Source organism: Bifidobacterium sp. ESL0827, from assembly GCF_052606685.1.
In genome coordinates, this window is sequence record NZ_CP199597.1 from 1,482,789 (window position 1) to 1,506,155 (window position 23,367).

Annotated in this window: 22 protein-coding genes and 1 tRNA gene; 11 read left to right on the forward strand and 12 right to left on the reverse strand. The window is 60.9% G+C overall.

Annotated features, from left to right (window positions below):
• Positions 1 to 265: 265 nt before the first annotated feature.
• Positions 266 to 2,170: a PspC domain-containing protein gene (locus ACUIAI_RS05950; protein ID WP_445341855.1), complete on the reverse strand. Its 1,905-nt coding sequence runs from the start codon at positions 2,168 to 2,170 to the stop codon at positions 266 to 268.
• Between the two features lie 140 nt (positions 2,171 to 2,310).
• On the opposite strand from ACUIAI_RS05950, the gene ACUIAI_RS05955 reads away from it, so the two are divergent.
• A complete protein-coding gene (locus ACUIAI_RS05955; protein ID WP_052733421.1) occupies positions 2,311 to 3,597 on the forward strand; it encodes an ATP-binding protein in 1,287 nt (428 codons plus the stop codon).
• 98 nt (positions 3,598 to 3,695) lie between these two features.
• The gene (locus ACUIAI_RS05960) at positions 3,696 to 4,397 is read left to right on the forward strand and encodes a LuxR C-terminal-related transcriptional regulator (RefSeq protein WP_445341856.1); all 702 of its coding nucleotides are present in this window, start codon (positions 3,696 to 3,698) and stop codon (positions 4,395 to 4,397) included.
• Between the two features lie 8 nt (positions 4,398 to 4,405).
• Here ACUIAI_RS05960 and ACUIAI_RS05965 read toward each other — a convergent pair whose 3' ends face one another.
• Positions 4,406 to 5,125, reverse strand: a complete 720-nt coding sequence (locus tag ACUIAI_RS05965; RefSeq protein ID WP_445341857.1) for a hypothetical protein — start codon at positions 5,123 to 5,125, stop codon at positions 4,406 to 4,408.
• A 172-nt stretch (positions 5,126 to 5,297) separates the two neighbouring features.
• Here ACUIAI_RS05965 and ACUIAI_RS05970 point away from each other — a divergent pair, with 172 nt between their 5' ends.
• Complete coding sequence (locus ACUIAI_RS05970; RefSeq protein WP_445341858.1) at positions 5,298 to 5,909, forward strand: Type 1 glutamine amidotransferase-like domain-containing protein; 612 nt, start codon at positions 5,298 to 5,300, stop codon at positions 5,907 to 5,909.
• Between the two features lie 10 nt (positions 5,910 to 5,919).
• On the opposite strand, the gene ACUIAI_RS05975 is transcribed toward ACUIAI_RS05970, so the two are convergent.
• The 7 genes from ACUIAI_RS05975 to ACUIAI_RS06005 all read right to left on the reverse strand — a co-directional run bounded on the left by ACUIAI_RS05975 (position 5,920) and on the right by ACUIAI_RS06005 (position 12,105).
• Positions 5,920 to 7,479, reverse strand: a complete 1,560-nt coding sequence (locus ACUIAI_RS05975; protein WP_445342828.1) for a ClC family H(+)/Cl(-) exchange transporter — start codon at positions 7,477 to 7,479, stop codon at positions 5,920 to 5,922.
• A gap of 127 nt (positions 7,480 to 7,606) precedes the next feature.
• Positions 7,607 to 8,206, reverse strand: coding sequence for a YbaK/EbsC family protein (locus tag ACUIAI_RS05980; RefSeq protein WP_445341859.1), 600 nt, complete (start codon positions 8,204 to 8,206; stop codon positions 7,607 to 7,609).
• Positions 8,207 to 8,216: 10 nt separating this feature from the next.
• The gene (locus ACUIAI_RS05985) at positions 8,217 to 8,714 is read right to left on the reverse strand and encodes a hypothetical protein (RefSeq protein WP_121913581.1); all 498 of its coding nucleotides are present in this window, start codon (positions 8,712 to 8,714) and stop codon (positions 8,217 to 8,219) included.
• 190 nt (positions 8,715 to 8,904) lie between these two features.
• Positions 8,905 to 8,989: transfer RNA gene (locus ACUIAI_RS05990), tRNA-Ser, on the reverse strand.
• A gap of 93 nt (positions 8,990 to 9,082) precedes the next feature.
• Positions 9,083 to 10,369 carry a serine--tRNA ligase gene (serS, locus tag ACUIAI_RS05995; protein ID WP_198191409.1) on the reverse strand — a complete coding sequence of 429 codons (1,287 nt, stop codon included), beginning with the start codon at positions 10,367 to 10,369 and terminating at the stop codon, positions 9,083 to 9,085.
• Positions 10,370 to 10,539: 170 nt separating this feature from the next.
• A complete protein-coding gene (gene sdaAA, locus ACUIAI_RS06000) occupies positions 10,540 to 11,415 on the reverse strand; it encodes an L-serine ammonia-lyase, iron-sulfur-dependent, subunit alpha (protein WP_445341860.1) in 876 nt (291 codons plus the stop codon).
• 12 nt (positions 11,416 to 11,427) lie between these two features.
• Positions 11,428 to 12,105 (reverse strand): serine dehydratase beta chain, encoded by a 678-nt coding sequence (locus ACUIAI_RS06005; RefSeq protein ID WP_198191407.1) that lies wholly within the window; start codon positions 12,103 to 12,105, stop codon positions 11,428 to 11,430.
• A gap of 220 nt (positions 12,106 to 12,325) precedes the next feature.
• Here ACUIAI_RS06005 and ACUIAI_RS06010 point away from each other — a divergent pair, with 220 nt between their 5' ends.
• The 4 genes from ACUIAI_RS06010 (at position 12,326) to rpiA (ending at position 17,023) form a co-directional block, all read left to right on the forward strand.
• The gene (locus tag ACUIAI_RS06010; protein WP_445341861.1) at positions 12,326 to 13,420 is read left to right on the forward strand and encodes a diacylglycerol/lipid kinase family protein; all 1,095 of its coding nucleotides are present in this window, start codon (positions 12,326 to 12,328) and stop codon (positions 13,418 to 13,420) included.
• A 62-nt stretch (positions 13,421 to 13,482) separates the two neighbouring features.
• On the forward strand, positions 13,483 to 15,156 hold the full coding sequence (gene pgm / locus ACUIAI_RS06015; RefSeq protein WP_445341862.1) for a phosphoglucomutase (alpha-D-glucose-1,6-bisphosphate-dependent): 1,674 nt from the start codon (positions 13,483 to 13,485) through the stop codon (positions 15,154 to 15,156).
• 87 nt (positions 15,157 to 15,243) lie between these two features.
• A complete protein-coding gene (locus ACUIAI_RS06020; protein WP_445341863.1) occupies positions 15,244 to 16,218 on the forward strand; it encodes a ribonuclease H family protein in 975 nt (324 codons plus the stop codon).
• A gap of 106 nt (positions 16,219 to 16,324) precedes the next feature.
• Positions 16,325 to 17,023 (forward strand): ribose-5-phosphate isomerase RpiA, encoded by a 699-nt coding sequence (rpiA, locus tag ACUIAI_RS06025; RefSeq protein ID WP_029678040.1) that lies wholly within the window; start codon positions 16,325 to 16,327, stop codon positions 17,021 to 17,023.
• A 139-nt stretch (positions 17,024 to 17,162) separates the two neighbouring features.
• Here rpiA and ACUIAI_RS06030 read toward each other — a convergent pair whose 3' ends face one another.
• Together ACUIAI_RS06030 and ACUIAI_RS06035 are read right to left on the reverse strand one after the other, a co-directional pair.
• Positions 17,163 to 17,252, reverse strand: a complete 90-nt coding sequence (locus ACUIAI_RS06030) for a 30S ribosomal protein bS22 (protein WP_004268639.1) — start codon at positions 17,250 to 17,252, stop codon at positions 17,163 to 17,165.
• Positions 17,253 to 17,319: 67 nt separating this feature from the next.
• Positions 17,320 to 17,973 carry a hypothetical protein gene (locus tag ACUIAI_RS06035; protein WP_198208630.1) on the reverse strand — a complete coding sequence of 218 codons (654 nt, stop codon included), beginning with the start codon at positions 17,971 to 17,973 and terminating at the stop codon, positions 17,320 to 17,322.
• Positions 17,974 to 18,063: 90 nt separating this feature from the next.
• On the opposite strand from ACUIAI_RS06035, the gene radA reads away from it, so the two are divergent.
• The 4 genes from radA (at position 18,064) to ACUIAI_RS06055 (ending at position 22,107) form a co-directional block, all read left to right on the forward strand.
• Positions 18,064 to 19,473, forward strand: coding sequence for a DNA repair protein RadA (gene radA, locus ACUIAI_RS06040; RefSeq protein WP_445341864.1), 1,410 nt, complete (start codon positions 18,064 to 18,066; stop codon positions 19,471 to 19,473).
• Positions 19,474 to 19,596: 123 nt separating this feature from the next.
• Positions 19,597 to 20,460, forward strand: coding sequence for an ABC transporter substrate-binding protein (locus ACUIAI_RS06045; protein WP_445341865.1), 864 nt, complete (start codon positions 19,597 to 19,599; stop codon positions 20,458 to 20,460).
• Between the two features lie 25 nt (positions 20,461 to 20,485).
• Positions 20,486 to 21,343, forward strand: coding sequence for an amino acid ABC transporter permease (locus tag ACUIAI_RS06050; protein ID WP_445341866.1), 858 nt, complete (start codon positions 20,486 to 20,488; stop codon positions 21,341 to 21,343).
• Complete coding sequence (locus ACUIAI_RS06055; RefSeq protein ID WP_445341867.1) at positions 21,340 to 22,107, forward strand: amino acid ABC transporter ATP-binding protein; 768 nt, start codon at positions 21,340 to 21,342, stop codon at positions 22,105 to 22,107. Before ACUIAI_RS06050 ends, ACUIAI_RS06055 begins: the two co-directional genes overlap by 4 nt.
• Positions 22,108 to 22,128: 21 nt before the next feature.
• On the opposite strand, the gene ribF is transcribed toward ACUIAI_RS06055, so the two are convergent.
• Complete coding sequence (gene ribF, locus ACUIAI_RS06060; protein WP_445341868.1) at positions 22,129 to 23,262, reverse strand: bifunctional riboflavin kinase/FMN adenylyltransferase; 1,134 nt, start codon at positions 23,260 to 23,262, stop codon at positions 22,129 to 22,131.
• Positions 23,263 to 23,367: the final 105 nt, after the last annotated feature.

Genomic DNA, 23,367 nt, shown 5'->3' on the forward strand with positions numbered 1-23,367 from the left:
AATCCGCTGCCAGGGTATGACTATGGTCAGATCCGTACCGTAACGCAGAAAGACCAATCCTAAAGCCAACATGGTCAGAGCCAAAAGTCCAACCAGGGCGCCAAAAATGATGGTCGGCAGGCTGGGGCCGCTAGGACGGACCGGCTCCGGCGGCTGCATCCGAACCTGATATATCGGAGGTGCCTGCGATTCAACCGGCATGACCTTGGTGGTGCGCTCCTGACGATCCAGCGGCTGGGGCTGGCCTCCTTCTGGTTGCTGCATATCAGTCATCTTCCTGATCCTCCCCAAACTGCCATGGATTGTAGCTATAATCCCAATATTCATTGATCGAGCCGCTGTAGAGCTGCGCCCGCTTCGGCTGGGTAGCACTCCCCTGGGCTTGCACGGTGACCCGTGCACCGTCCATGAGATTGGCTTCGACGATCAATTCGGGATCGTCGGGCATATGCCACTGATCCTCCTTGGACGCTCGCAGGGCTTCCTCCCAATTGCGTCGTTCAGCTGATGACGACGTATTGCCCCACCACATCCGGTTTCCCTGTTCCGTCTCGGTTATCCAGTCAGCCGCGCCTGATCCCAAGACCCTGTAGAGGTCGGTGTGTTCCCTATAGGACAAACTGCACCCCTTAGGGATGAGCAAGCGAACGTCAGCATAGGCCACAGCCAGGCGCACGGTGCCCGTCGGGCAGCCTGAGACTGTACTCACCGCATCATCCATAATCTGAACACGATGGGTGCCGTGTTCCCGCTCATAACCAGTCAGGTCAATGACGGCACTTCCCTGATCCTGCGGGTCTCCGACCAGCGCGGTGCCGCGGCGATAACGCCTCATGTCTGCACTGCTCGCCCCCAACGAGCGCCCATGGTTGTTGCCGTTAACTTGAACTGTGGCGTAGTCGGCCAAGATCCTGCGGTTCTGGGTTTGCTCAATACCTGGTATGGCCGAACCGGTAGCCAGAATCAGGACAACCAGGCAGGCCATCAAGGCAATGGGGGTCAATCCTCCTGACCTGCGGCCCATCAAGCCCAGGATCAGTATGACCACGCCAAGTGTCAGCGTGACGCCTCCAGCCCAGATCAGAGCGTAGGCCAAGGTCGCATTCAACCCGCGATAGGGGTTCGTGGCCATCCACCAGACCCCTGCTCCGGAGACCAGGATCAGTCCCGACAGAAGACTGACCAGCATAGGTCCGGCAGGACGACGCCTCAGCCGGGGCGGAACCGACGGACCCTTACGGGCTATTCCCGGCCCTGTCGAGAATGACCCGGCTGTGCCATAGCCCGGCCAGGCACTGAATCCATACGACTGATTCTTGTTCCCAGCAGGTTCTGCAGGGCCTTCTGCCCCTGTCCAACCTCCGGGAGCTGCACCAGCGCTGGGATTGCCCCCATCTTGCGTATTATTCGAATCGCTGCCGGCGTTTGCCGAATCCTCTGTCTCAGAGATGGGTCCAGGAGAGGCTACCCCCCCTTGTTGCTCCGAAGTTCCATACGAATCGGAATGCTCTGGCTGATCCTTACGTTCTTCCGAACTCGCATCACTTGCTGTCTGTGCATTGCTTCGCGTCCCTGTGTAATCCTGGTATCCCTCATACCCTGAAAAGCTCGGATACTCAGGCTGATTCGAATACCACTGCGAACCTGCACCACTCGGCCGTTCCGAATACTGCGGTCCCATCACCCAAGGATCGCCCGAAACCGGCCTGCCGGCATCCGGCCCAGCCCAGTACCCTCTCTGATACTCCAGGGCCTTATTACGACTCCACCGGATAAGGAGATACAAAATCAACGCACCCAAAGCCAGGGAAACGATTCCGACTCCAGGAATCAGGATGGCCAGCAGCCAGTAAATGATGATACCCACCATGGAAGCATGCCAAATTCCGTGAATCAGCTCCTGGGCAATAATGACCCCACGCCGATCCGGCAAGACGAACCAGGCAAAACCATAGAAGGCGGCACCAGTGCCGAAGAGAAAGACCGCCAAAATCATCAGCGCTCTGACCAGGGTTACGCTCCAGCCCAGCCGACGGGCCAAGGCTACGCAGACGCCGCCGATCCATCCCTGGTCGCGGATCAGATAGGACTCCCTGCAGGCGCGGAAGAACTTGTCGGACTTCCACCGCCAGCCGTTATCAGGGCCATTGCCGTTCATGTCGCTACTCATGTCTTCATTACAACACCCAGCGAGCGCAAATCTTATGGGGGAACACCCTGATTCTACCCTGATTTCTTCCGTTTATCGCCTTATCGGCACCATCCGAAACCGATAATGGAAGCATGAACGCACCCATGCAGGAACAGCGAATGCTGAAGGAACCACCTCCTCTGCACCCTGCGCGCATGCCCCTGATGAGGCCGCACAAGGGCAGGATCCTGTGCGGAGTCTGCAAGGGCATCAGTTTGCACCTGGGTATTCCCGTCTTCTGGATACGCCTGGTCATGGTGCTCCTGGCGCCCAAAATGATCACCTGCGTGGTCTACTGCTTCCTTTGGTTGATACTGCCCCAGGGCGATCCCACCCAGGCGGTCCAACCGAATGACCCGCGATCGGCTCCGCTGGCACCCAGCATTCTTACTGGACAATCGGGTCAGAAGGAGGACCACAACATCACCCCCGGGCGGATAACCAGACTGCTGGCAGGCCTAGGCATCATCCTCCTGCTGACCACGGTTTTTCTGCTCAACAGCGGTATGCGCCCCGCCTTTGTCGTCCCCTGCCTGCTTTTTTGCGCCGGGCTGGTTCTGGCCTGGCTGAGGCCGGAAAACCAAGGAACCGGCTACCACCTGCCGGCCCTGATCGGCAGCCTGGCCCTGATCCTGTCTGCTGCGATAATCTTCCTGCTCTCCACACAGGAATTGCATTGGGCCCTGACCCTGATAGTCCTGGCCGGACTGCTGCTTGTGGGCGTGACAGCAGTGGTTGTGCCCTGGGTAGGCTCAATCATTAGCCAGCTGGGCGATGAACGCGCCATGAAGGAACGCGAGGAGGAACGGGCCGATATGGCAGCCCATCTGCACGATGGCGTCCTGCAGACCCTGGCTCTGATTCAGCTGCATGCCGATGACCCGCATACCGTCTTCACCCTGGCCCGATCCCAGGAGCGCGATCTGCGCAACTGGCTCTATCAGGAACGTACTCCCTCAGACCGGTCCGTCAGCACTGGGCTGAGCCAGATAGCCGCACAGGTGGAGGATGATTCAGGCAAGCCGATCGAGGTGGTCACCGTGGGCGATGCCATGCCCTGCGCGCAGACTGATGCCCTGCTCAACGCGGCCCAGCAGGCCCTGGTCAATGCGGTCACCCACGGTGGCGAACCCATATCCGTATATTGCGAGGCCCGCAGGAATCAGGTTGAAGTCTACGTGCGTGACCACGGCTCGGGCTTTGATATGGATGCGATTCCAGCTGACCGTCTGGGAATCCGAGAGTCCATCATCGGTCGGATTCGTCGGCGCGGCGGCAGGGTCGAAATCGTCTCCCGCCCGGGCTGGGGCACCGAGGTCAGGATGCACATGCCGCTGTCCGAGGCCAGCCAGCATCAGGAGGGCGAGGTTGATCAGGCTGAAAAAGGGACTGAGGCACAGCAATGATAGGATACGTGGTGAACCATTCATTCACAGACGCATGCCGGTCCGATCCTTTCCACGCTTGAGGACCCGCGTCGGGAAAGGCGGGCTGAACCACGCCCATGACCACGACTGCAGCAGAGCCCCATCAAGCCGAGGATGGGCCCGCAAGCATCCGCGTAGCCGTCGTCGACGACCATGAGATGTTCCGTACCGGCGTCATCACCACCCTGCAGCCACATTTCCACGTCGTGGGCCAGGCGGCAGACGTGGAGTCTTCCATCCTCATGGTCGAGCAGACCCGTCCCGATGTGGTTCTTCTGGATGTTCACGTGCCTGGCGGCCAGGGCGGCGGAGGCGCCGAAATTCTGAGCCGTTCACATCCACTCTCCCCCCGGTCGGTCTTTCTGGCTCTTTCCGTATCCGACTCGCCCAGGGACGTGGGTTCGGTCATCCGCGCCGGAGCCCGTGGCTACGTGACCAAGACCATCTCCGCCAAGGACCTGGTCTCCTCAATCCGGCAGGTTCACGAGGGGTATGCAGTCTTCTCCCCCAAGCTGGCAGGATTCGTGCTTTCCGCCTTCCAGGAGGACGAGGCCGCAGATGCCGGTCGGGGGGAAGACGACGAACTGGATCGACTCTCCGCGCGCGAGCAGGAGGTCATGCGCCTGATCGCCCGGGGCTACACCTACCGCGAAGTGGCCTCCGAGCTTTTCATCTCCATCAAGACGGTTGAGACCCACGTCTCCAACGTCCTGCGCAAGCTTCAGCTTTCCAACCGAACCGAACTGACCCGCTGGGCCGTAGACCGCCGCATCGTCTGAACGTCCGCTCAGCAGTCAATGCCCCGCTGGCAAAGGAGCTGACGCAGACTGCTGATGTCACGGGCAACAATCCCCTCCATACCCAGTCTGTCTGCCATAGCCACATGCTCAGGATCCACATCGACGAAAATCGTATGCCCGGGGCTGATGGCGAAACGACGCAGAGCCAGACGATAGAAGAGCGGATCGGAAAGATCCAGATGCTCCTCGGATGAAATCAGAACACCTTTCAGAGCAGAGAGGGGCGAGAGAACGTCTGACACCGCTTCGGTCAGCTGACTGGTCGTCGTCGCCAGGCCCCAAAGGGTCAGGCCGGCTCGCCGCAGATCCCCCAGCAGATCCGATGCTCCAGGAAGCAGGCCCTTTACTGCCAAGGTGTAGTTTTCCAGACAGACGCGAACCACCCAAGCGACCGCAGGTCCGTGAGTGGTTTCATAATCGGCCAATGCCTGCTGTGGGTCCACGCCCAGATTGATCTGCCTCCTGACACAAGCGAAGCCCCAAGGGTCCTCCGGGTCCAGAACCATATCGACCACCCCGTCAGGATAATGCCCGACCAAGGCTCGGCGCGGGTCCCAGTCCACCAGGGTCCCAGGCAGAGCGAAGAGGATGCTGCCACCTGGGGCCGCTGGGTCGGGGCGGTCATCGTTGAATATATCCTCACCTGGCAGGTCGCCCGATACGCCTTGGCTTAATCCCTGCTGGAACTCCCGATGCTGCCTTGCCATGCCCCCAGAATAAACATCTGGACCTACAGAACCTGCGGCAGAATCCAGAAGGCACGTGGTCAATCACTAGGTAAAGGCCACCGAATGGATATATTGAAGCCAGCAATGGTCGGATCTTACGTTTTGCGACCTGCCCAAGACGGAAGTCCCGCCGGGCACGAAAGGAGCCGTTATGCGTCGGCTGCTGCTCACATCCTCATTCTCCGCTACCGCTGACAGACTGCCCGCTTTCCTCGAAGGCTCGCCCGAGAATCGCACAGTAGCCTTCATCCCCACGGCCAACCTTCCACAACGTTCAGATAGTTATGTCCAGGAAGCTCGCCAGGCTTTCACCGACATGGGCTGCCGAATCGACGACTTGGAAGTCTCGACCGCCGATCCGGAAACCATGCGTCACAGTCTGGAGAAGGACGACTTGATCTATCTGTCCGGCGGCAACACCTTCTTCCTGCTGCAGGAGCTGCGTCGCTCAGGTGCTGCTGATCTGATCAGGCAGCAGGTGGGTCAGGGCAAACCTTATATCGGCGAATCGGCCGGTGCTGTGGTGACCGGTCCCGACATCGGCTTCCTGGATGCCATGGATCCGCGCTCAGCCGCCCCGGATCTAGACTCCACCGCAGGGCTGGGCCTGGTGGACTTCCGCCTCCTGCCCCATCTTGATTCCGAGCCCTTCGCCGAGGTGACCAGAAAAATTCTGGACCGCTACGGCGACGATGAGCCCATGGTGGCCATCAGCAACTCCCAGGCCGTGGCGGTTCGCGGGCAGTGCCTGACTATTCTTTAGAGAACGCCAGTCATCGACAGAGACCTTCCATGACCTGACGGGCCTGGTCCAGACGATCACCCGGACAGAGCAAGATGACACCATCCCCAGCGAGCAGCCGAAGATCACCAGCGGGAATTAGCCTATGCTCGCCCCGGCGAAGACCGATAACGGCGCATCCATGCGGCCAGGGGACCTGTCCCAGCAAACGACCAGCCGCTGGACTGCCATGTTCTATGGGAAACTCCACAGTGACCCTGTCAGGAACCTGGGCATCGGGAGCATGTCCGCGTCGATAACGCTCCAGCAGAGCCTCGTAAATGGGCTCGACTCGCAGCAAATCGGACACCATCAGGGCGGTGAAGGCGCATAGAGCCACGGGAAGCATATGAACCAGGGATCCAGACATCTCCACCGTCAGCAGGATGGATGTTATGGGAGCCTTGACCGAGGCCGTCAGGGTGCCTGCCATGGCGCAGACCGCGCATACCGGAATGATCCGGACGGGCATTCCGAGTGCGGCTGCACCCATACCGCACAGGGACCCAGTCAGCGTGCCGACCGCCAGGATGGGCATGAAGATGCCTCCGGGGGCGCCGCTGCCGAAGGAACTGGCCGTGAAGAGCATCTTGACCAGAAGCAGAATCAACAGGTTCATGGCCACCGACCAGGCCAGCTCGCGAACGCCTTCCGCCTTGCCGATCAGGTCCTCGCCGCCACCCAGGACGGCAGGCAGCAGCAATCCGACCGGCAAGGCCAGGAATAGGGAGATCACCGGTCCCAGCTTCGAGGGCAGGTGGCTGTAAAGACTCTGAGCACCCAGCAGCAGGCGGTTCATGGCAGCTCCCACCAGACCTGCCACCAGCCCAAGGGGGATCATCAGCAGATACTGGCCGATGGTCAGCTGCGGCATAGCAGTGAAGTCCAGGACCGGACGCAGGCCGAAGCGGTTCTTGGCGATGAAATCAGCACTCAGGCAGGCCATGGCCGCCGAAAGAAGAATCATGGGAGAAAAAGACCTGTGGATCTCCTCCAGGGCGAAGACCATCCCCGAAAGCGGCGCATTGAATGCTGCAGACAGACCGGCCGCCGCACCGGAGGTCACTAGGCAGGTCTCCTCCACACGGTCTCGGCGCAACCCACGGGAAACCAGTTGGGAACCGGCCGCGCCGATCTGCACCGAGGGTCCCTCGCGCCCCAGAGACAGGCCAAACATGCCGCAGGCCAGGCCGCCCAGGAATCGTACGCCAAGCACGGGCAGAGCAGGCATGCGCATGCCGTGGATGACCACTCCCTCCACCTGCGGAATGCCGGAGCCCGAGGCCATAGGAACCCGGCGGACCATCCAGGCCAGGGCCAGTCCTACCAGCAGGGCGGCCAGCAGCCAAGGAAGAATCATCAGGGGCTGGTCACGCATCTGCGCGTAGGCCCATCGAGCGAACCTTGTGCCATAACCGATGCCCTGCCGGTAGAGCACCACCAGCAATCCCACCAGCAACCCGCAGCAGGCAGCTCTGAGAGCCACCAGCCACCGGCTGGCTCGACCCGGCCTGGTCGCCTGCACAGGGTCGGAACGATGGGTCTGATCCATCTCATCTGCCGACGGCTTTCTCCAAGACAGATTCAGCCTCACAGGCCTGCTCCTTCCCTCCTTTGCGCACAACGGTTTCCAGCATCCCCCAAGGCAGAGACCAGGAGCAATGGCTGAGTCGACGACTTCAGCTCTCAGACAGTATGAACACCCGGGATACCAGCTTCCGAACAAGATCCGGCAGGCAGGAGCCGGGCAAGCAGACGGACACATCGTCAGAGCCCAAAGGCAGTGCTGCCTGTTCGTCTGTTGCCGTCAGATTACCGTCCAGGACGACGGTGTCCACCTGGCCGCGATGACCCACAAGATCCAGCAGCGAGACCCGACCCGGCACCGTATCCAGACACTGGCGCAGGGTGGCAGCCGAGGCCATGTGCAGCCTTCGGCATCCGACCACTGCCCGCACCTGGCGCAGATCAGGCCGCTCTATGCCCTTGGCCACCAAGAGTATCAGCAGACCTCCAGCATCCTCCAGCAGCAGGAACTTGGAGAGGTTTTCTATAGAAAGCCCCAGCAGGTCAGCAATGCCCAGCTCCATGCCCTGGTCAATGGTATCCAAGGGCGGGTGTTGAGCGACTCGCCAATTTGTTCTCAAACCATCCAGAAGCTCTCGCACCGGCTGGGGAACCATCCTGTCCCCCGAGCCTAATGACCCCTTATCCATACCGGCCGAGGCGTCAAGCCCTGCTCTGGCTGCAGGATCGGTGCTGCCATTGCCTGGTCCCATGGACACCTCGTCAGTCGTTGTCCACCTCAGAGTCGGGCTTCAGCTCCTTCTCCTTCTGGCCTATCCGCTTCCTGTCTATGCGATAGTAGGCGTTGAAAAGGCCGCCGGAGGTCAGCAGAACGATCAGAAGGACCAGCAGCCATATGTTCTCTTTGGCTTCGTATGTTTCAAGTAACTCATAAGAGGAGGAAACCATCTTCAGCCAGCCTGCGACCGACACGAAGTACCAGGCCGTTGCCTGATCGAGGAAGCTTAGCGCCCGTCGACGTTCTGATCTGGTCCTGGTAGCCTGACGGAGAATTTCGTGCCCGCGTTTGCGCTCCAGTTGAATCTTGACGATGGGCACCAGCCACCACCAGGGCGAGACCTCATCCCAATTCTTGCTGAGCTGATCAAAGTCGTCCAGAAGCTCCTGATATTCCTGCAGCTCCATCAGCCCCTGGAAGAGCGGGAATGTGAAAAGCAGCCAATCCCCGATCAGAGAGACAATGGCGATGAATTGATCCACAACCCGACCTTTCCCTTGCAGAGTCGGCGCCCAAGGGTCGGCTCTCGTGATTAAGCATGGCTACCATCCATCATTGTAGACACCAAATTCCAGCCCAAACCGCTGTCTCAACCGCTGACCTCAGTACTGGGAACATTGGATTCAGCGAATACAAGAATGCCCCGGAGATAGCTCCGGGGCGTCAACCAGGCGGACAGGGCGGGATTCGAACCCGCGGTGGCTTGCGCCACAACGGTTTTCAAGACCGTCTCTTTCGGCCGCTCAGACACCTGTCCAAAAGACGTGCCAATCAGGCACGTCACTCATCATACGACATCAGGGTTGGTCTAACCAGCAGCGGAATGTCGGTCGCTCACGACAGAGGCGGCTTAGGCCTCCCAGGTCTTCGGCTCGATGACTTCTTTTCCACCTACGTAAGAGCGCATGGCCTCGGGGATGACAATGGAGCCATCGGCATTCTGGTGGTTCTCCAGGATGGCGACCAGCCAACGGGTAGTGGCCAAGGTCCCGTTCAGGGTGCTGACAGGACGCGTGGAGCCGTCCTCCAGCCGCTCGCGCTCGTTGAGGCGGCGGGCCTGGTACTCGGTGCAGTTGGAAGTTGACGTCAACTCGCGGTAGCGACCCTGGGTGGGCACCCAGGCCTCGCAATCGAACTTGCGCGCAGCCGAGGATCCCAGGTCTCCTGCGGCTGTGTCGATGATCCGGTAGGGCACGTCCACCTTGGCCAGCATCTCCTGCTCCATAGCCAACAGCTGCTGGTGCTGGTCGCGGGAGTCCTCCTGCTTGCAGTAGACGAACATCTCCACCTTGTCAAACTGGTGGACGCGGATGATGCCCATGGTGTCTTTGCCGGCAGAACCAGCCTCTCGCCGGTAGCAGCTGGACCAACCGCAGTAACGCAGCGGACCCTTGCTCAAATCCAGAATCTCGTCCTCGTGCATACCAGCCAGGGAGACCTCGGAGGTGCCCACCAGATACTGGTCGTCAGGCTCACGCAGACGATAGATCTCGTCGGCATGGGCGTTCAGGAAGCCGGTGCCGGCCATGACCTCGGGCCGGACCAAAGTGGGGGTGATCGTAGGAATGAATCCATGCTCCATGGCCTGGTCCACAGCCATGGTCAGCATGGCAATCTCCAGCCGGGCCACATCCCCGCGCAGGAAGTAGAATCTGGATCCGGAAACCTTGACGCCCCTGCGCATGTCGATACCAGCCACGCCAACGCCCAGGTCCAGGTGGTTCTTGGGCTCGAAACCTTCCTTGGCGAAGTCGCGCGGAGTGCCGACCTTCTTGACCACCACGTAATCATCCTCGCCGCCCTCGGGCGCCTCAGGCTCCACTACGTTGCTGAACTTCCACATCAGATCGGTGTACCTGGCGTTGGCCTCGTCAGAGGCCGCCTTGCAGGCGTTCACCTTGTCCGACAGACTCTTGGTCTGGGCCAGAAGGTCGGCTTTCTCATCAGGAGAGGCCGAACCCATGCGCTTGCCGAGCGACTTCTGCTCGGCCCTGCGGCTTTCGTAATCCTGGAGCGCCGCCCTGCGCTCGCTGTCCGCCTTCAGCACTTCGTCGACGAGTTCGACCGATTCGCCACGTTTGCGCTGTGATTCACGGACAACATCCGGATGTTCCTGAATGAACCTGATATCTAACATATCTGAATTCTATGACTTTCGGGGGACACGAAAACCGGCCCCGCACAACTCTTCCCAAGCCTTATGGCCTCTGTCGCAACCGGCCCGACCGCCGCCGACCAGCCAGGGAGAGCAGCCGAGGCAGGAAGGCGGACGGGAACCATCCGACTTTTATATACAGCTGCCCCGCATCACTTGCCAAATACAGTCCTGCGGAACCGTTTGCCGGTGGGAGTGCCCGCAAGCCCGCCAATGCCAGTCTCCCTCAGTGAGGATGGCATGCTCTCACCGATGGACTTCATGGCTGCGATGACCTCATCGGGCGGGATTCTGCTGACACCACCCGATAAGGCAATATCAGCAGCAATCAAAGCGTTGGCAGTGCCGATGGCGTTGCGGTTTACACAAGGCACCTCCACCAAGCCGGCCACGGGATCGCAGACAAGGCCCAGCAGATTGCTCATGGCTATGGCGAAGGCCTGGGCGCAGGCATCAGGATCGCCTCCAGCACCCTCAACCGCTGCAGCGGCAGCCATACCGGATGCACTGCCCACCTCGGCCTGACAGCCGCCTGTAGCTCCGGAGATCATCGCCTTGTTGGCGGTAACCAGACCGAAAGCCCCTGCCGTGAACAGGCAGCGAATCAACCCATCGTCATCCAGCCCCATTCGATTCTTGAGCACTGTGAGCACGCCGGGCAGAGTGCCCGAAGAGCCGGCGGTAGGAGTCGCACAAATGATGCCCATGGCCGCGTTGACCTCATTGGTAGCCATGGCGGCCTCAACGGCCTGCAGCATGGCGTCACCGCTCAGGCTGGTTCGCGTCTTCCGATAATGCTCCAGCAGAGCCGCCTGGCCACCACTAAGCCCAGTCTTGGAAAACACGCCATCGCCCTGGGACCCCCTGGCAACAGCAGCCTGCATGACCTGCAGATTCCTGGCCATTCTTGCCCAGATCTGCTCACGGGTCTGGTGCGAACGTCGCACCTCCTCGTCGATGGCCACTTCAGATATCGACGATCCACGCTCTTCGGCCATACTCACGATTTCAGCAATCGAAGTGAACATGCGCCATGCCTCCTAGTCGATATACATCATCCGGGACGAGTGACCCGCGATCTGCTTCTGTTGCTGCGTGGACAGCGGATTGTCCAAATCGAACTCGTACACCGCCATGCCGGCCGGACCCTCGGGCTCATACCTGGTCTGCTTGGTCACACCCTCTTCTCGAAGCAGATCGCGTATGCGCTCCAATCGCCGACCTGCGCCCTTTTCGGATTCATCCACTTCCACCAGCAGGATGGGCAGAAGCCCTGGAGGAGTGATCTGGCAGCCGTCCAAGTTGATACGCCGTACTTCAATGGTCCCGCCCCCGATGGAACAAGCCGCGTATATCACCCGACCGGCTGGCCCCCGCAAGTCCAGGACAGCGGTATTCGGGTGGTCGATGGGGCTTGGTTCGTCCTCCTCGTGGAAGGTCAGATCCATGCCCTGCCTGCGTGCGATGCCAACGGCATCAGGCACCCGGGGGTCATCCGGCGCAAAACCCAGCAGGCCGCTGATGATGGCGTAGTCGGTACCGTGGCCGCTGTGCGTGCGAGCGAAAGAATCATAATAATGAACATCAGCACGACTCGGAACACCCCCGGCAAGGATGTGGCCAACCCGACCAATGGCCACGGCCCCGGCTGTGTGCGAGCTGGAGGGTCCAATCATGATGGGACCTATGATGTCGAACACGCTCTTGTACTTATCCATGCCTGCCTCCTCTTCCCATACCCCCGGGCTTTCCCAGACTTCCAGCGCACGAAGCCGTTGCAACTCCAGACCGAAGGGACCACATGGACCGAGTGCCATCTTAACTTTACGGTTCTCACTACTCAATCAGCTCATACTGTCAGCGTGATTGCTGTAGAGGGTTCGTTCACGTCGGACACACCCAGAGATATCGGGTCGGCACGGTGCGCAAAATAGAGTCATGCCAATTCCAGCGGTCGTCATCTTCGGCATCCTGGCTGTGGCGGCCATCGTCGTCACGGCGGTGGTGCTAATTGTCCGTGCCCAAAGGCGGCATAGGTTCGCCATGCAGATCTTGGCTCGGGACGACGACCAGCTCAGCTACGCTTTCGTCATCAACCCCTCCAAACCCCAGGCCGCCGCCGCCCGCGAGCGCATCCAGCAATACTGCCGAGACAAAGGCATCCGCGAATTCAGCTTCATCGAAACCCAATTGGATCGAGACGGCAGGTCCTGCGCCCGCATGGCACTGGAGCGTGGGGCCAACGTAGTCGTTGCCGTGGGCGGGGACGGGACTGTACGCACCGTAGCCAGCGCCATGGCTTCCAGCGATCATGTCATGGGCATCATCCCAATCGGGACCGGAAACCTGTTCGCACGGAACATGGGCATTCCAGTAGGCGATCTGGACGCCGCCCTGGCCGTGGCCACCTCGCACGGGTCCACCCAGGTGGATGTGGGCCGCATGACCCTCCTTGACGCAGACAGTAAGGAGCAAGGTCGTGGTCACGCTTTCCTGATCATCGCTGGCATCGGCTTCGATGCTCTGATGATTGACGACACCGACCCTAATCTGAAGAAGACGGTCAGCTGGCTGGCCTACTTCATCAGTGGCGCCAAGCATCTGTTCGCACCCAAGTACACGGCCGACATCTCCATCACCCGGCCCGACCAGGTCACGCAGACCAACACATCGGTGACCTTCCGCACCTTCATGGCCGGCAACTGCGGGGAGATTCCAGGATTCTCCCTGATGCCCGATGCCTCCTACGATGACGGCATCCTGGACTTCGAGATCATCGACACCTCCGCCGGCTTGATCGGCTGGGCCAACCTCTTCGGGGACGTGATGCATCAGACCATCACCCGCAAGACCAGCCAGAGCCCCCTGTCAACCAACTCCACCATCGTCCAGCTGCAGGGGACCAAGGCGGAAATCCGCCTGGAGAAGCCGGCCCTGGCTCAGGTGGACGGAGACATTCTGGGCGAGACCTGCCACATCGCACTCAGTGTGGAGCGTCAGGCCCTGGACGTGCGGGTGCCGCAGTCCGACTGAGACCGAAGGAGCCTGCTGCCCCTCTGTCCGTCTTTTCATGCCGGGGTGGCATGATGGGAGCCATGACAGCACAGAATGCGGGCAAGCCTGCCAGCCCAGAAGATCTGATCAACGTCGACGATCTGATCGGCAGGTACTACGATCTCATCCCCGACCCTTCAATTCCCTCCCAACGGGTGTCCTTCGGCACCTCCGGGCATCGCGGCTCCGCCCTGACCACCTCCTTCAACGAGGCCCACATCGTGGCTATCAGCCAGGCCATAGCCGAACAGCGCACCAAGGACGGGATCACTGGACCGCTCTACCTGGGCCGTGACACCCACGCCCTTTCTCTTCCCGCCTGGAAGACGGCCATCGAGGTCCTGACCGCAAACGGGGTACGGGTGCGCATCGATGCCAATGATGATTACACTCCCACCCCCACCGTCTCCCAGGCCATCCTGACACACAACCGGGCGGCTGACGGCACCCAGCGCTTCTCCGGCGAGGATCTGGCCGACGGCATCGTGGTCACTCCCTCCCACAACCCGCCCACCGATGGCGGATTCAAGTATGACCCGCCCACAGGCGGTCCGGCTCCGGCCGAAACCACCAACGCCATCGCCCAACGGGCCAACGAGCTCCTGGGCGACTACAGGCAGGTCAAGCGGATTCCCTTTGAGGATGCCATCAAATCCGACCTGGTGGAGCGCTTCGACTACCGGGAGCATTACGTGACCGACCTGGGCAATGTCATCGACTTCGACCTGATCAGATCCTCGGGGGTCCGTCTGGGTATCGACCCGCTGGGCGGGGCCTCGATCAATTACTGGCCGCTGATCAATGAAAAGTACGGCCTGAACATCGGCGTCGTCAACCCGGAGGTGGACCCGACCTGGCGGTTCATGACCATCGACCACGACGGGAAGATCCGCATGGATCCCAGCTCCCCCTATGCCATGAAGGGGCTGGTGGATCGCCTCAACGCCGGAGCCTGGGACTCCTACGACCTGGTGGGGGGTACCGATCCGGACGCCGACCGGCATGGCATCGTCTGCCCAGGGACCGGTGTCATGAATCCCAACCACTACATCGCCGTCTGCGTGGAATACCTCTTCTCGGGCAACCGACCCGGATGGCCCGAAGGCGCCGGCATCGGCAAGACCCTGGTCTCCTCCTCCCTGATCGACCGCGTGGCTGCCTCCATCGGCGCCAGGCTGATCGAGGTGCCCGTGGGATTCAAGTGGTTCGTCGATCCCCTCTTCAAGGGCGAGGTGGCCTTCGGTGGCGAGGAGAGCTCCGGAATGAGCTTCCTGCGCAGGGACGGCCATGTCTGGACAACCGACAAGGACGGGCTGATCCCCGACCTCCTGGCTGCTGAAATCACAGCCAAGACCGGCAAGAATCCGGCCCAGCTCCACCAGGAGCAGGTGGAGCGTTTCGGCCAAAGCTGGTACAAGCGGGTGGACACCCCGACCACATTGGAGCAGAAGCAGAAGTTCGCCCAGCTGAACGGCGACGATGTGACGGCCTCCACACTGGCCGGCGAACCCATCACTGCCAAGCTGACCGAGGCTCCGGGCAACGGGGCCAAAATCGGGGGCATCAAGGTGACTACCCAGAACAACTGGTTCGCCGCCCGCCCCTCTGGCACCGAGAACATCTACAAGGTCTACGCCGAGTCCTTCGTTTCCCCCGAAGCCCTGGAACAGGTTCTGGACGATGCCGACCAGGTGGTCGCCAAGGCCCTAGGCTGATTGCAGACAAGACCTCCTGCCTTCCCTCCCCCCCGTCAGTCATCGCTGGCGCGGGGGTTCTCTATCTCTCTGTCTAGGCTGGGAGCCATGTCCAATGGCAACAATCTGGTCGTCTCAACCGACGGCAGCGCACTGAGCAACCCCAATGGCCCTATGGGCTGGGCCTGGGCCGATCACGAGGGCGGCGACGCAGATGCAGGCGGCGCCAGCAACGGCACCAATCAGATTGGCGAGCTATGTGCCGTGCTGCAGGCGTTGCGCGCCCACCCAGGCGAGCGCCCGCTAGTCATCGAAACCGACTCCCAATACGCCATCAACTGCTCCACCACCTGGGTGCCCGGATGGAAGAAGAAGGGCTGGAAGAACTCCCAGGGCAAGCTGGTCAAGAACCGCCCCCTGATCGAAGCCATCGACAGAGAGATTCAAGCACGGCCAGGATCGGTCAAGTTTGTTTGGGTCAAGGGCCACGCCGGCGACACCTTTAACGAAAAAGTGGATACTTTGGCACGCGGCTACGCCACAGCTGCAGGCAAGGACGAACGGGAAGGCTGTCTGCCTATCGAGGGTTGGCGTTCGCTGCTGGCCTCTCCCTATGCCAAGGGCACGCAGGTGCCACCCGCAGTCAAGGCTGAACTGGACGGAGGAGACCAAGTTCTGGACAAACTTGGCCGCAAGAAGGTTCGCCTGGACCAGAAAGAGCAGAAAGACCTGGCTGAAACCGCCGTCGCATCCGCAGCTGTGGATGCCGAGCAGGCCAAATCTGTGGCAGCAACAGCTGACACAGGCAATAGCACACCCGACCCCGACATAGCCGATGGTCAGGAAGACGAACTCGCACCAGCTTTCAAGGACACCTCAGATACTGAGAACTCCGGGGCCCGGGGACTGAGAGCCAGCGGCCGCATCCGCATCACGCCGCCCCCATCCGGCAGCAGCATGTTCACGGGACAAGATCTGCATATCGTCGGGAGCATCGATATAGATGCAGACATTGATCCTGACGGCTATATGACCATTCAGGGGTCGCCTTTCCGCCTGCACGCCATCGAAGTGGAGGATTGAACGGCTCATGGACCGTCAGGGGCCATCGTCTACACTGAAGTGAACCTGAATCAACAAGACCCGCAGACATCAGCCGTTGAGTGCATGCGGGCATGAAGGAGCGTGTATGGACAAGACCGAGCAGGACAGACTGAAGAAGGCCGCCGGCATCGAGGCGGCCAAGCTGGTCGAGAACGGCATGACCGCCGGACTGGGCACCGGATCCACGGTCCGGTTCTTCGTGGATGAACTGGGACGGCGCGTGAAGGAAGAGGGTTTGGAGTTCACCGGCGTGACCACCTCCCGGCGAACCAAGGAACAGGCTGAAGGCTACGGAATCCGCATCGTCGACATCGACCAGGTGGATCACATCGATGTCACCATCGACGGGGCCGACGAGGTCGACAAGGACTTCAACGGCATCAAGGGCGGCGGCGCAGCCCTGCTCTGGGAGAAGATCGTAGCCGTCAACTCTCGAAGGATCGTCTGGATTGTGGACGAGTCAAAGGTGGTCGACACCATCGGCCGCTTCCCGCTGCCAGTGGAGGTCATCCCCTTCGGCGAGCGCCACGTCCTGGATCGTTTCAAGGAGCGCGGCTATAACCCAGTACTGCGGCTGGACGGCCAGGGGCAGCCGGTTCTGACGGACGAACACAACCACATCATCGATTTGCATCTGGATCGGATCGAGCACCCGCAGGATCTGGCCCAGGACCTGATCACCACCGTGGGTGTCGTGGAACACGGCCTCTTCCTCAACATGGTTGACACAGTCATCGTGGGCGACCCCAACGGGCCCCGGGTCATGACCAACGCCAACAAGTGAGCGTCAGCAATCATCCCCCCCCCCTACTGGTTGGAGGCATCCGGCTAGCCACGCTGACCGGCGATGATATACGCGAAGCCCCCCGCGTCCATTCGATGCGGGGGGCTTCGTTGACCCTGCTGGGCCATAAGTCATAAAGCTATTTGCGCTGGTGACGAGTCTTGCGCAGCAGTTTGCGGTGCTTCTTCTTGCTCATCCGCTTGCGGCGCTTCTTGATGACAGAACCCATCCGAGCCTCCGATCCTTAGTTACCTGGAAGTGTCCAACTTGCTTATCGTACACCGTTTGCGGGACGACTAAAGAGGAAAGGCCTTGTAAAAAGCCTCCAGCGCAGTCCGCTGGCCCTGGGCGCGGAAAACCACCGTATCATTCTGCCAGATGACCAGGGCCTTGTGCTCGTCGTCGCCATCCGCCTTCTCCAAGTAGGATCCGGTGACCGTGCCGCCGCTGCGAACATTGCCCGAGGCCAGCTCCTTGCCGGACATGCCCGTGGACTGGCTGTCATAGAGCGCCTTGGCATCCTCGCTCCTGGACCACTGAGCCAGGTGGAGGGTCACATCCCCGCCCGACTTGCCGGATGAGTAGACCAGGTTGTACTCCTCAATAGGCGTACGGGTGCTCCACTCGCTGTCGGAATCCGCTTTGACGCGGGCGAACTCGCCCACCGTATCAGGCATTGCCTTGAGCAGCTCGGAAGCCGAATCAGGCAGGGGAACCGCCTTGGCCTTGGGGCTGCTGGCTTGCGAGGGCTGTGAGGAGGCGGAAGCCGAGGCCTCGGTGACGGGCTCTTGGCTGCGCACCGCCCAGTGAGGCCAGACGAAAGCCGATAGGAGCACCAGGACCACCACCGCCGCCAGGGCGATGACCAGACCGATCCGTCGACGGCGCTGCTTGGCATGCGCGGAGGAATCAGAGGAAGAGGACACGGGTGCAGAAGGATTCTCAGCCATACCTCCATTCTCTCATGCACAGGGTGTCGGCACTGCGAAGATGACGTAAAAGCCCAGCTCCTCGTCCCTGAATCCCGATAGCGTGCAGGTATGGCCAAGACGACGACGCAATACGTGTGCACTGAGTGCGGCTGGACCGGCGGCAAGTGGTTCGGACGCTGCCCGGAATGCGGCCAGTGGGGAACCATCGAAGAGTTTCATGAAGCCCGTGTCGTAGGTGCAGGCGGTGGTCTGTCCTCCTCTGGCGGCAGTCATACGGCACCTGCGCCCCCAAAGACCGGCCTGGCCCGGCCCATCACCCGTGTAGGCACGGACCAGGTAAAGCGGATTCCCACGGGATTCGAGGAATTCGACCGAGTTCTGGGCGGGGGTATCGTACCCGGGTCGGTCATTCTCTTGGCCGGCGAGCCGGGCATCGGCAAGTCCACCCTCCTGCTGGAGACCGCTGGCCGCGTGGCCGACCGGGGCGACCAGGGAGGCAAGGTGCTCTACATATCCGGCGAGGAGTCCCAGGCCCAGGTGCGAATGCGGGCCAGTCGCGTGGGAGCGCTCAAGGATTCACTGCTGCTGGCTTCGACGACCGACCTGGCCACGGTACTGGGGCTGATCGAGCGCGAGAAGCCGGCTCTGGCCATTGTAGACTCCGCCCAGACCATCGTCTCCAGTCAGGTCGACGGCATCTCCGGGGGCTCAACTCAGGTGCGCGAGGTAGCCATCAGCCTGATCGACATGGCCAAGTCGCACGATATCCCAATCCTCTTGGTAGGCCACGTGACCAAAGACGGATCCATAGCCGGGCCACGGACCCTGGAGCATCTGGTCGACGTCGTCTGCCAGTTCGAGGGCGATTCCCAGACCGCTTTACGCCTGCTGAGAGCCGTCAAGAATAGGTTTGGCCCCACCGACGAAGTGGGCTGCTTCGACATGGGCGAGCAGGGCATCGAGGAGGTCAGTGATCCTACGGGGCTCTTCCTGTCCACGGCCGGGCAGGAGGTGGAGGGCACCTGCGTGACCTTTACCTTGGACGGCCACCGCAGCCTACCCATCGAAATCCAAGCTCTGGTCACCTCCTCGGTTCTGCCCACTCCCCGTCGCAACACCAACGGAATCGATGCCAACCGCCTGGCCATGCTGGCCGCGGTGCTCTACCGCCATGGCCGAGTCAACCTGCTGACACGGGACCTGTATGTGTCCACCATCGCCGGCGGGCTGGCCAAGGAACCCGGATGCGATCTGGCCATCGTGGCCGCCCTGGCCAGTGCAGCCAAGTCCCGGCCCATCCTGCGCACCACCTGTGCCATGGGCGAGATATCCCTGACCGGACAGGTCAGGCCTGTGCCGCAGCTCAACCACCGACTGCAAGAGGCCGCTCGCCTGGGATTTACGCGAGCACTGGTCCCGCCTGATCGTCACTCAGGAGGTCGAAAGCCCATTCAGGGATTGGAAGTGGTCGAAGTCACTTATCTGGCCGAGGCTCTGGAGGCTCTGGGATTGGTCTGAAAAGTGGCCGGTGGTCCCCCTTTCACACCTTATGGCATTCACCTGCCGACTCGTTAACCTGCCGGGCTAGGATGGAGTCGCCGGAAGATCGACACCCATCATCATCGCGAGGAGCAGATCAGCATGACCATCTTCACCAGGAAAACCATACGCAGGCTGACGGCGGCCGCACTCACGACAGTCACGCTCATGGCCGGCGCGGCCTGCGGCTCCTCATCGAGCAACAGCGGGCAGTCAGCAGCCAAGCAGGACGTCACCCAGCAGACCATCAAGCCCGGCACATTGACCATTGCCACCGGAGACCCGGCCTATGCCCCTTACGTGCAGGACAACAAGCCCGAATCCGGCAAAGGCTACGAGGCAGCCGTAGCCTATGCAGTAGCAGAGAAAATGGGCTTCGACAAGGCGCACGTCACCTGGACCAGGACCACCTTTGATGCTGCCATCGCCCCAGGAAGCAAGGACTACGACCTGAACATCCAGCAGTTCTCCATCACCCCGGAACGCCGGCAGGCTGTGGACTTTACTCCAAGCTACTACAACTCAACCCAGTCGCTGGTGGTCAGAAACAACTCTCCATATGCTTCTGCCACATCCCTTACCCAGATCAAAGACGCCAAGATAGGAGCAATGGTCGGCTCCACCTCCTACGAGATGGCCCACAAGCTTGTCAAACCTGACATCGACACCTTCAACGACGACGTTGCCTCGTCTCAAGCTTTGGATGCCAATCAGATCGACGCACTGGTCGTGGACACCCCCTCAGCCGTGACCATGGTCGATTCCGGGCAGGTCAAGAACGCCAAGATCCTCGGGCAGATCAAGGGCTCGCAGGACCCTGAGGGCATGGGCATAGTTCTGCCCAAGGGCTCCAAGCTGACCTCGGCCGCTTCCAAGGCTGTCACCACCCTGAAGAAGGATGGGACACTGGACAAGCTGCAGAAGCAGTGGCTGCACGTCTACACCTCCCTGCCCACCCTGGGCTGAGAGAAGAAAGGAAACCTTGTCGTTCATGGCCACCTCGGCACAGGACGCGGTCAGCGATATTCAACGGGAACGGGAACGCTACGGCCGTCGACAGAATCTGCGCTCCGTGGCGATCAGCATCGCCAGCACGCTTGTACTGGCCCTGCTGATCGCCCTTGGGTTGCACGCCTCACCCGGCTGGCCCCGAGTCAAGCAGTCGTTTTTCTCCGGCGCCTACTTCGCGAAAGCCTTCCCTAAGGTCCTCCAGGGGCTCTGGCTCAATCTGGAGGTCCTTTTCTTCGCGGTCATCGGTGTGTCCCTGCTGGGCACCCTTCTGGCCATGATCCGCACCAGCCGAAACCCGCTGCTCTTTCCCCTGCGGGTGCTGGCCCAGGTCTACACCACAATCATGAGGGGCATCCCCATGATTGTGGTCCTCTACCTGATTGGCTTCGGCATTCCCGGACTGGCCATCTTCAACCGGATTCCGGCAGCCCTGCTGGGCACAGTGGCGGTCATCCTTTCCTATTCGGCCTACATCGCCGAGGTACTGAGGGCCGGCTTCCAGGACGTCGGCCCCTCCCAAAGGGCGTCAGCACGCTCACTGGGCCTGACCTCGGGGCAGACCATGCGTCTGGTCGTCATTCCCCAGGCTCTGCGCAAGGTGGCTCCGGCACTGATGAACGACTTCATCTCCATGCAGAAGGACGTGGGGCTGATCTCGGTTCTGGGAGCCGTCGACGCGGTCAGGGCGGCCCAGATCATCGTGGCCACCTCCTACAACTTCACACCCTACGTGGTGGCTTCAGTGCTCTTCATCGCCACCTCAGTCCCCTTCATTCTTCTCAACGACTGGTATTCCAACCGGCTGCGCAGGCGCGAACAGAGCGGAGGCATGGTATGAGCGAACAGGCAGGCGCCAAACAGGACCAGCCAGTGCTCCGTCTGGAGGATGTGCGAAAGACCTACCCTGGGGGCAACAAGGTCCTGCGCGGCATTTCCATGACCATCATGCCTCATGAAACCGTGGCCCTGCTAGGTCCCTCCGGGTCGGGCAAGTCCACCCTGATGAAGTGCATCAACCTGCTGGAGACCGTCAACGACGGACGGATATGGCTGGGCGGCACCGACATCACCGATCCCAGGATCAACCAGGATGCCTGCCGGGCCAGAATCGGCGTGGTTTTCCAGCAGTTCAATCTCTTTCCCCACATGAACGTCCTGAAAAACGTGACTCTGGGAGCCATCAAGGTTCACGGCATGCCCAAGGATCAGGCCAGGGAGCGGGCCCTGGATCTGCTGGATCGAATCGGCATGAAGAAGAAAGCCGGAGCCTACCCCGACCAACTCTCCGGCGGCCAGCAGCAGCGGGTGGCCATCGTCCGAGCCCTGATGACCGACCCGGAACTGCTCCTACTGGATGAGATCACCTCAGCTCTGGACCCCATGTTGGTAGGCGAGGTCCTGGCCATGGTCTCGGAGCTGACCGCCGGAGGCACCACTATTCTCATGGCCACCCACGAGATGAGCTTCGCCCATCATGCGGCCAACCGGGTTGTCCTGCTGCTGGACGGCGTCATCGCCGAGAATGGAACACCGCAAGAGGTCATGGACGAGTCTGAGAATCCGCGAACCAGGGAGTTTTTCAGCCACTTCCGAGGACTGTGAGTTCCAAAGTCCATACAATCTTCAGTTGACGGAAAACACTCTTCCTGCAGTCTTGGTCAGCTCCAGGGTGCGATCGGCATCCAGGGCCAACTGTCGTTTGAGGGGCTCTTCGCCCGCATACCGTTTCTGACCGCGCAGACGGCTGAGGAATTCCACCCTGACCCGGTGACCGTACAGGTCCACCCAATCCGGCCGGACGGCATTGGCCTCCAGGATTCTTGGCATCTGCCGGCCAGGAGCCAGGAAGGTCTCCTTGGTGCCGATGGAGATGGCGGCAGGCATCCGCCAAGGCGAGCCCTGAGCCAGCCGCCCCTCCCGTCCCTCCGACTTCGCCATAGGATCCGTAGGCAGACCCAGGTCAACCAGCCAGCCTGCATAGACTCCATCTGCGGGCATCATCCCCTGGCTATCGGGAGCAAGATTAGCAGTCGGAAATCCCAAGCGACGGCCCCGTTGCTCCCCATGGACCACCGTTCCTTGAACCATGTGCGGTCGGCCCAGAATATCCAGTGCCGCATCCACATCGCCATCCAGGATCAACTGCCGAAGGTGAGAACTGCTCCAGGCTCTTACCTGATGTCGCTCCAGGCCGTCAGAGCCAGGTAGGATGCAGTCTCCAGGGCCCTGGTCGTCCACTACTTCCAAGTCGAACAATCCAGTGTCCGCCAGATCGCCAATCGCCTTGATATCGCCTACCCGCCCTGCGCCCATATGCGCATCGCGGCCCAAGACCAGCGTTCGCATGGCCAGCTGTTCGGTAAGCTGCTTGAGAAAGAATCGATAGGACTTGGCTGCAAAAGCCAGCGTGTATCGCACCACCACAACCTGATCTAGCCCCATCTGGGCCATCAGCCTCAGGCGCTCCTCCAGAGGCATGATCTGATCAGGGTCATGACGAATCAGGTCCAAGGGCGGTTCGGTCATGTCATGGCCGTCAGCGTAGCTATGAACCAGTTTGGGACTTGGGTCGAAGACCAGGGCCATGGGCCGATCCCGATTCTTGGCAGCGAGCTCGACCACTCGGCGCAGGATGGCCTGATGGCCCCGGTGCATGCCATCGAAGACACCGATGGTGACCACGCTCGACCGGGCCCCCAAGGTTCCCGGCCACTTGACAATGCCCGACTCGTCCGGGCTGACATGGCTGACCTTCATCCGCTTCCCATCACTTAATTATGGCGGCCCCGAACCCGGGCACCGAAAATTCCTCAAGCACTGTATTCCCACCATCGCACCCTGGCAAGACCCTCGTGCTAAACA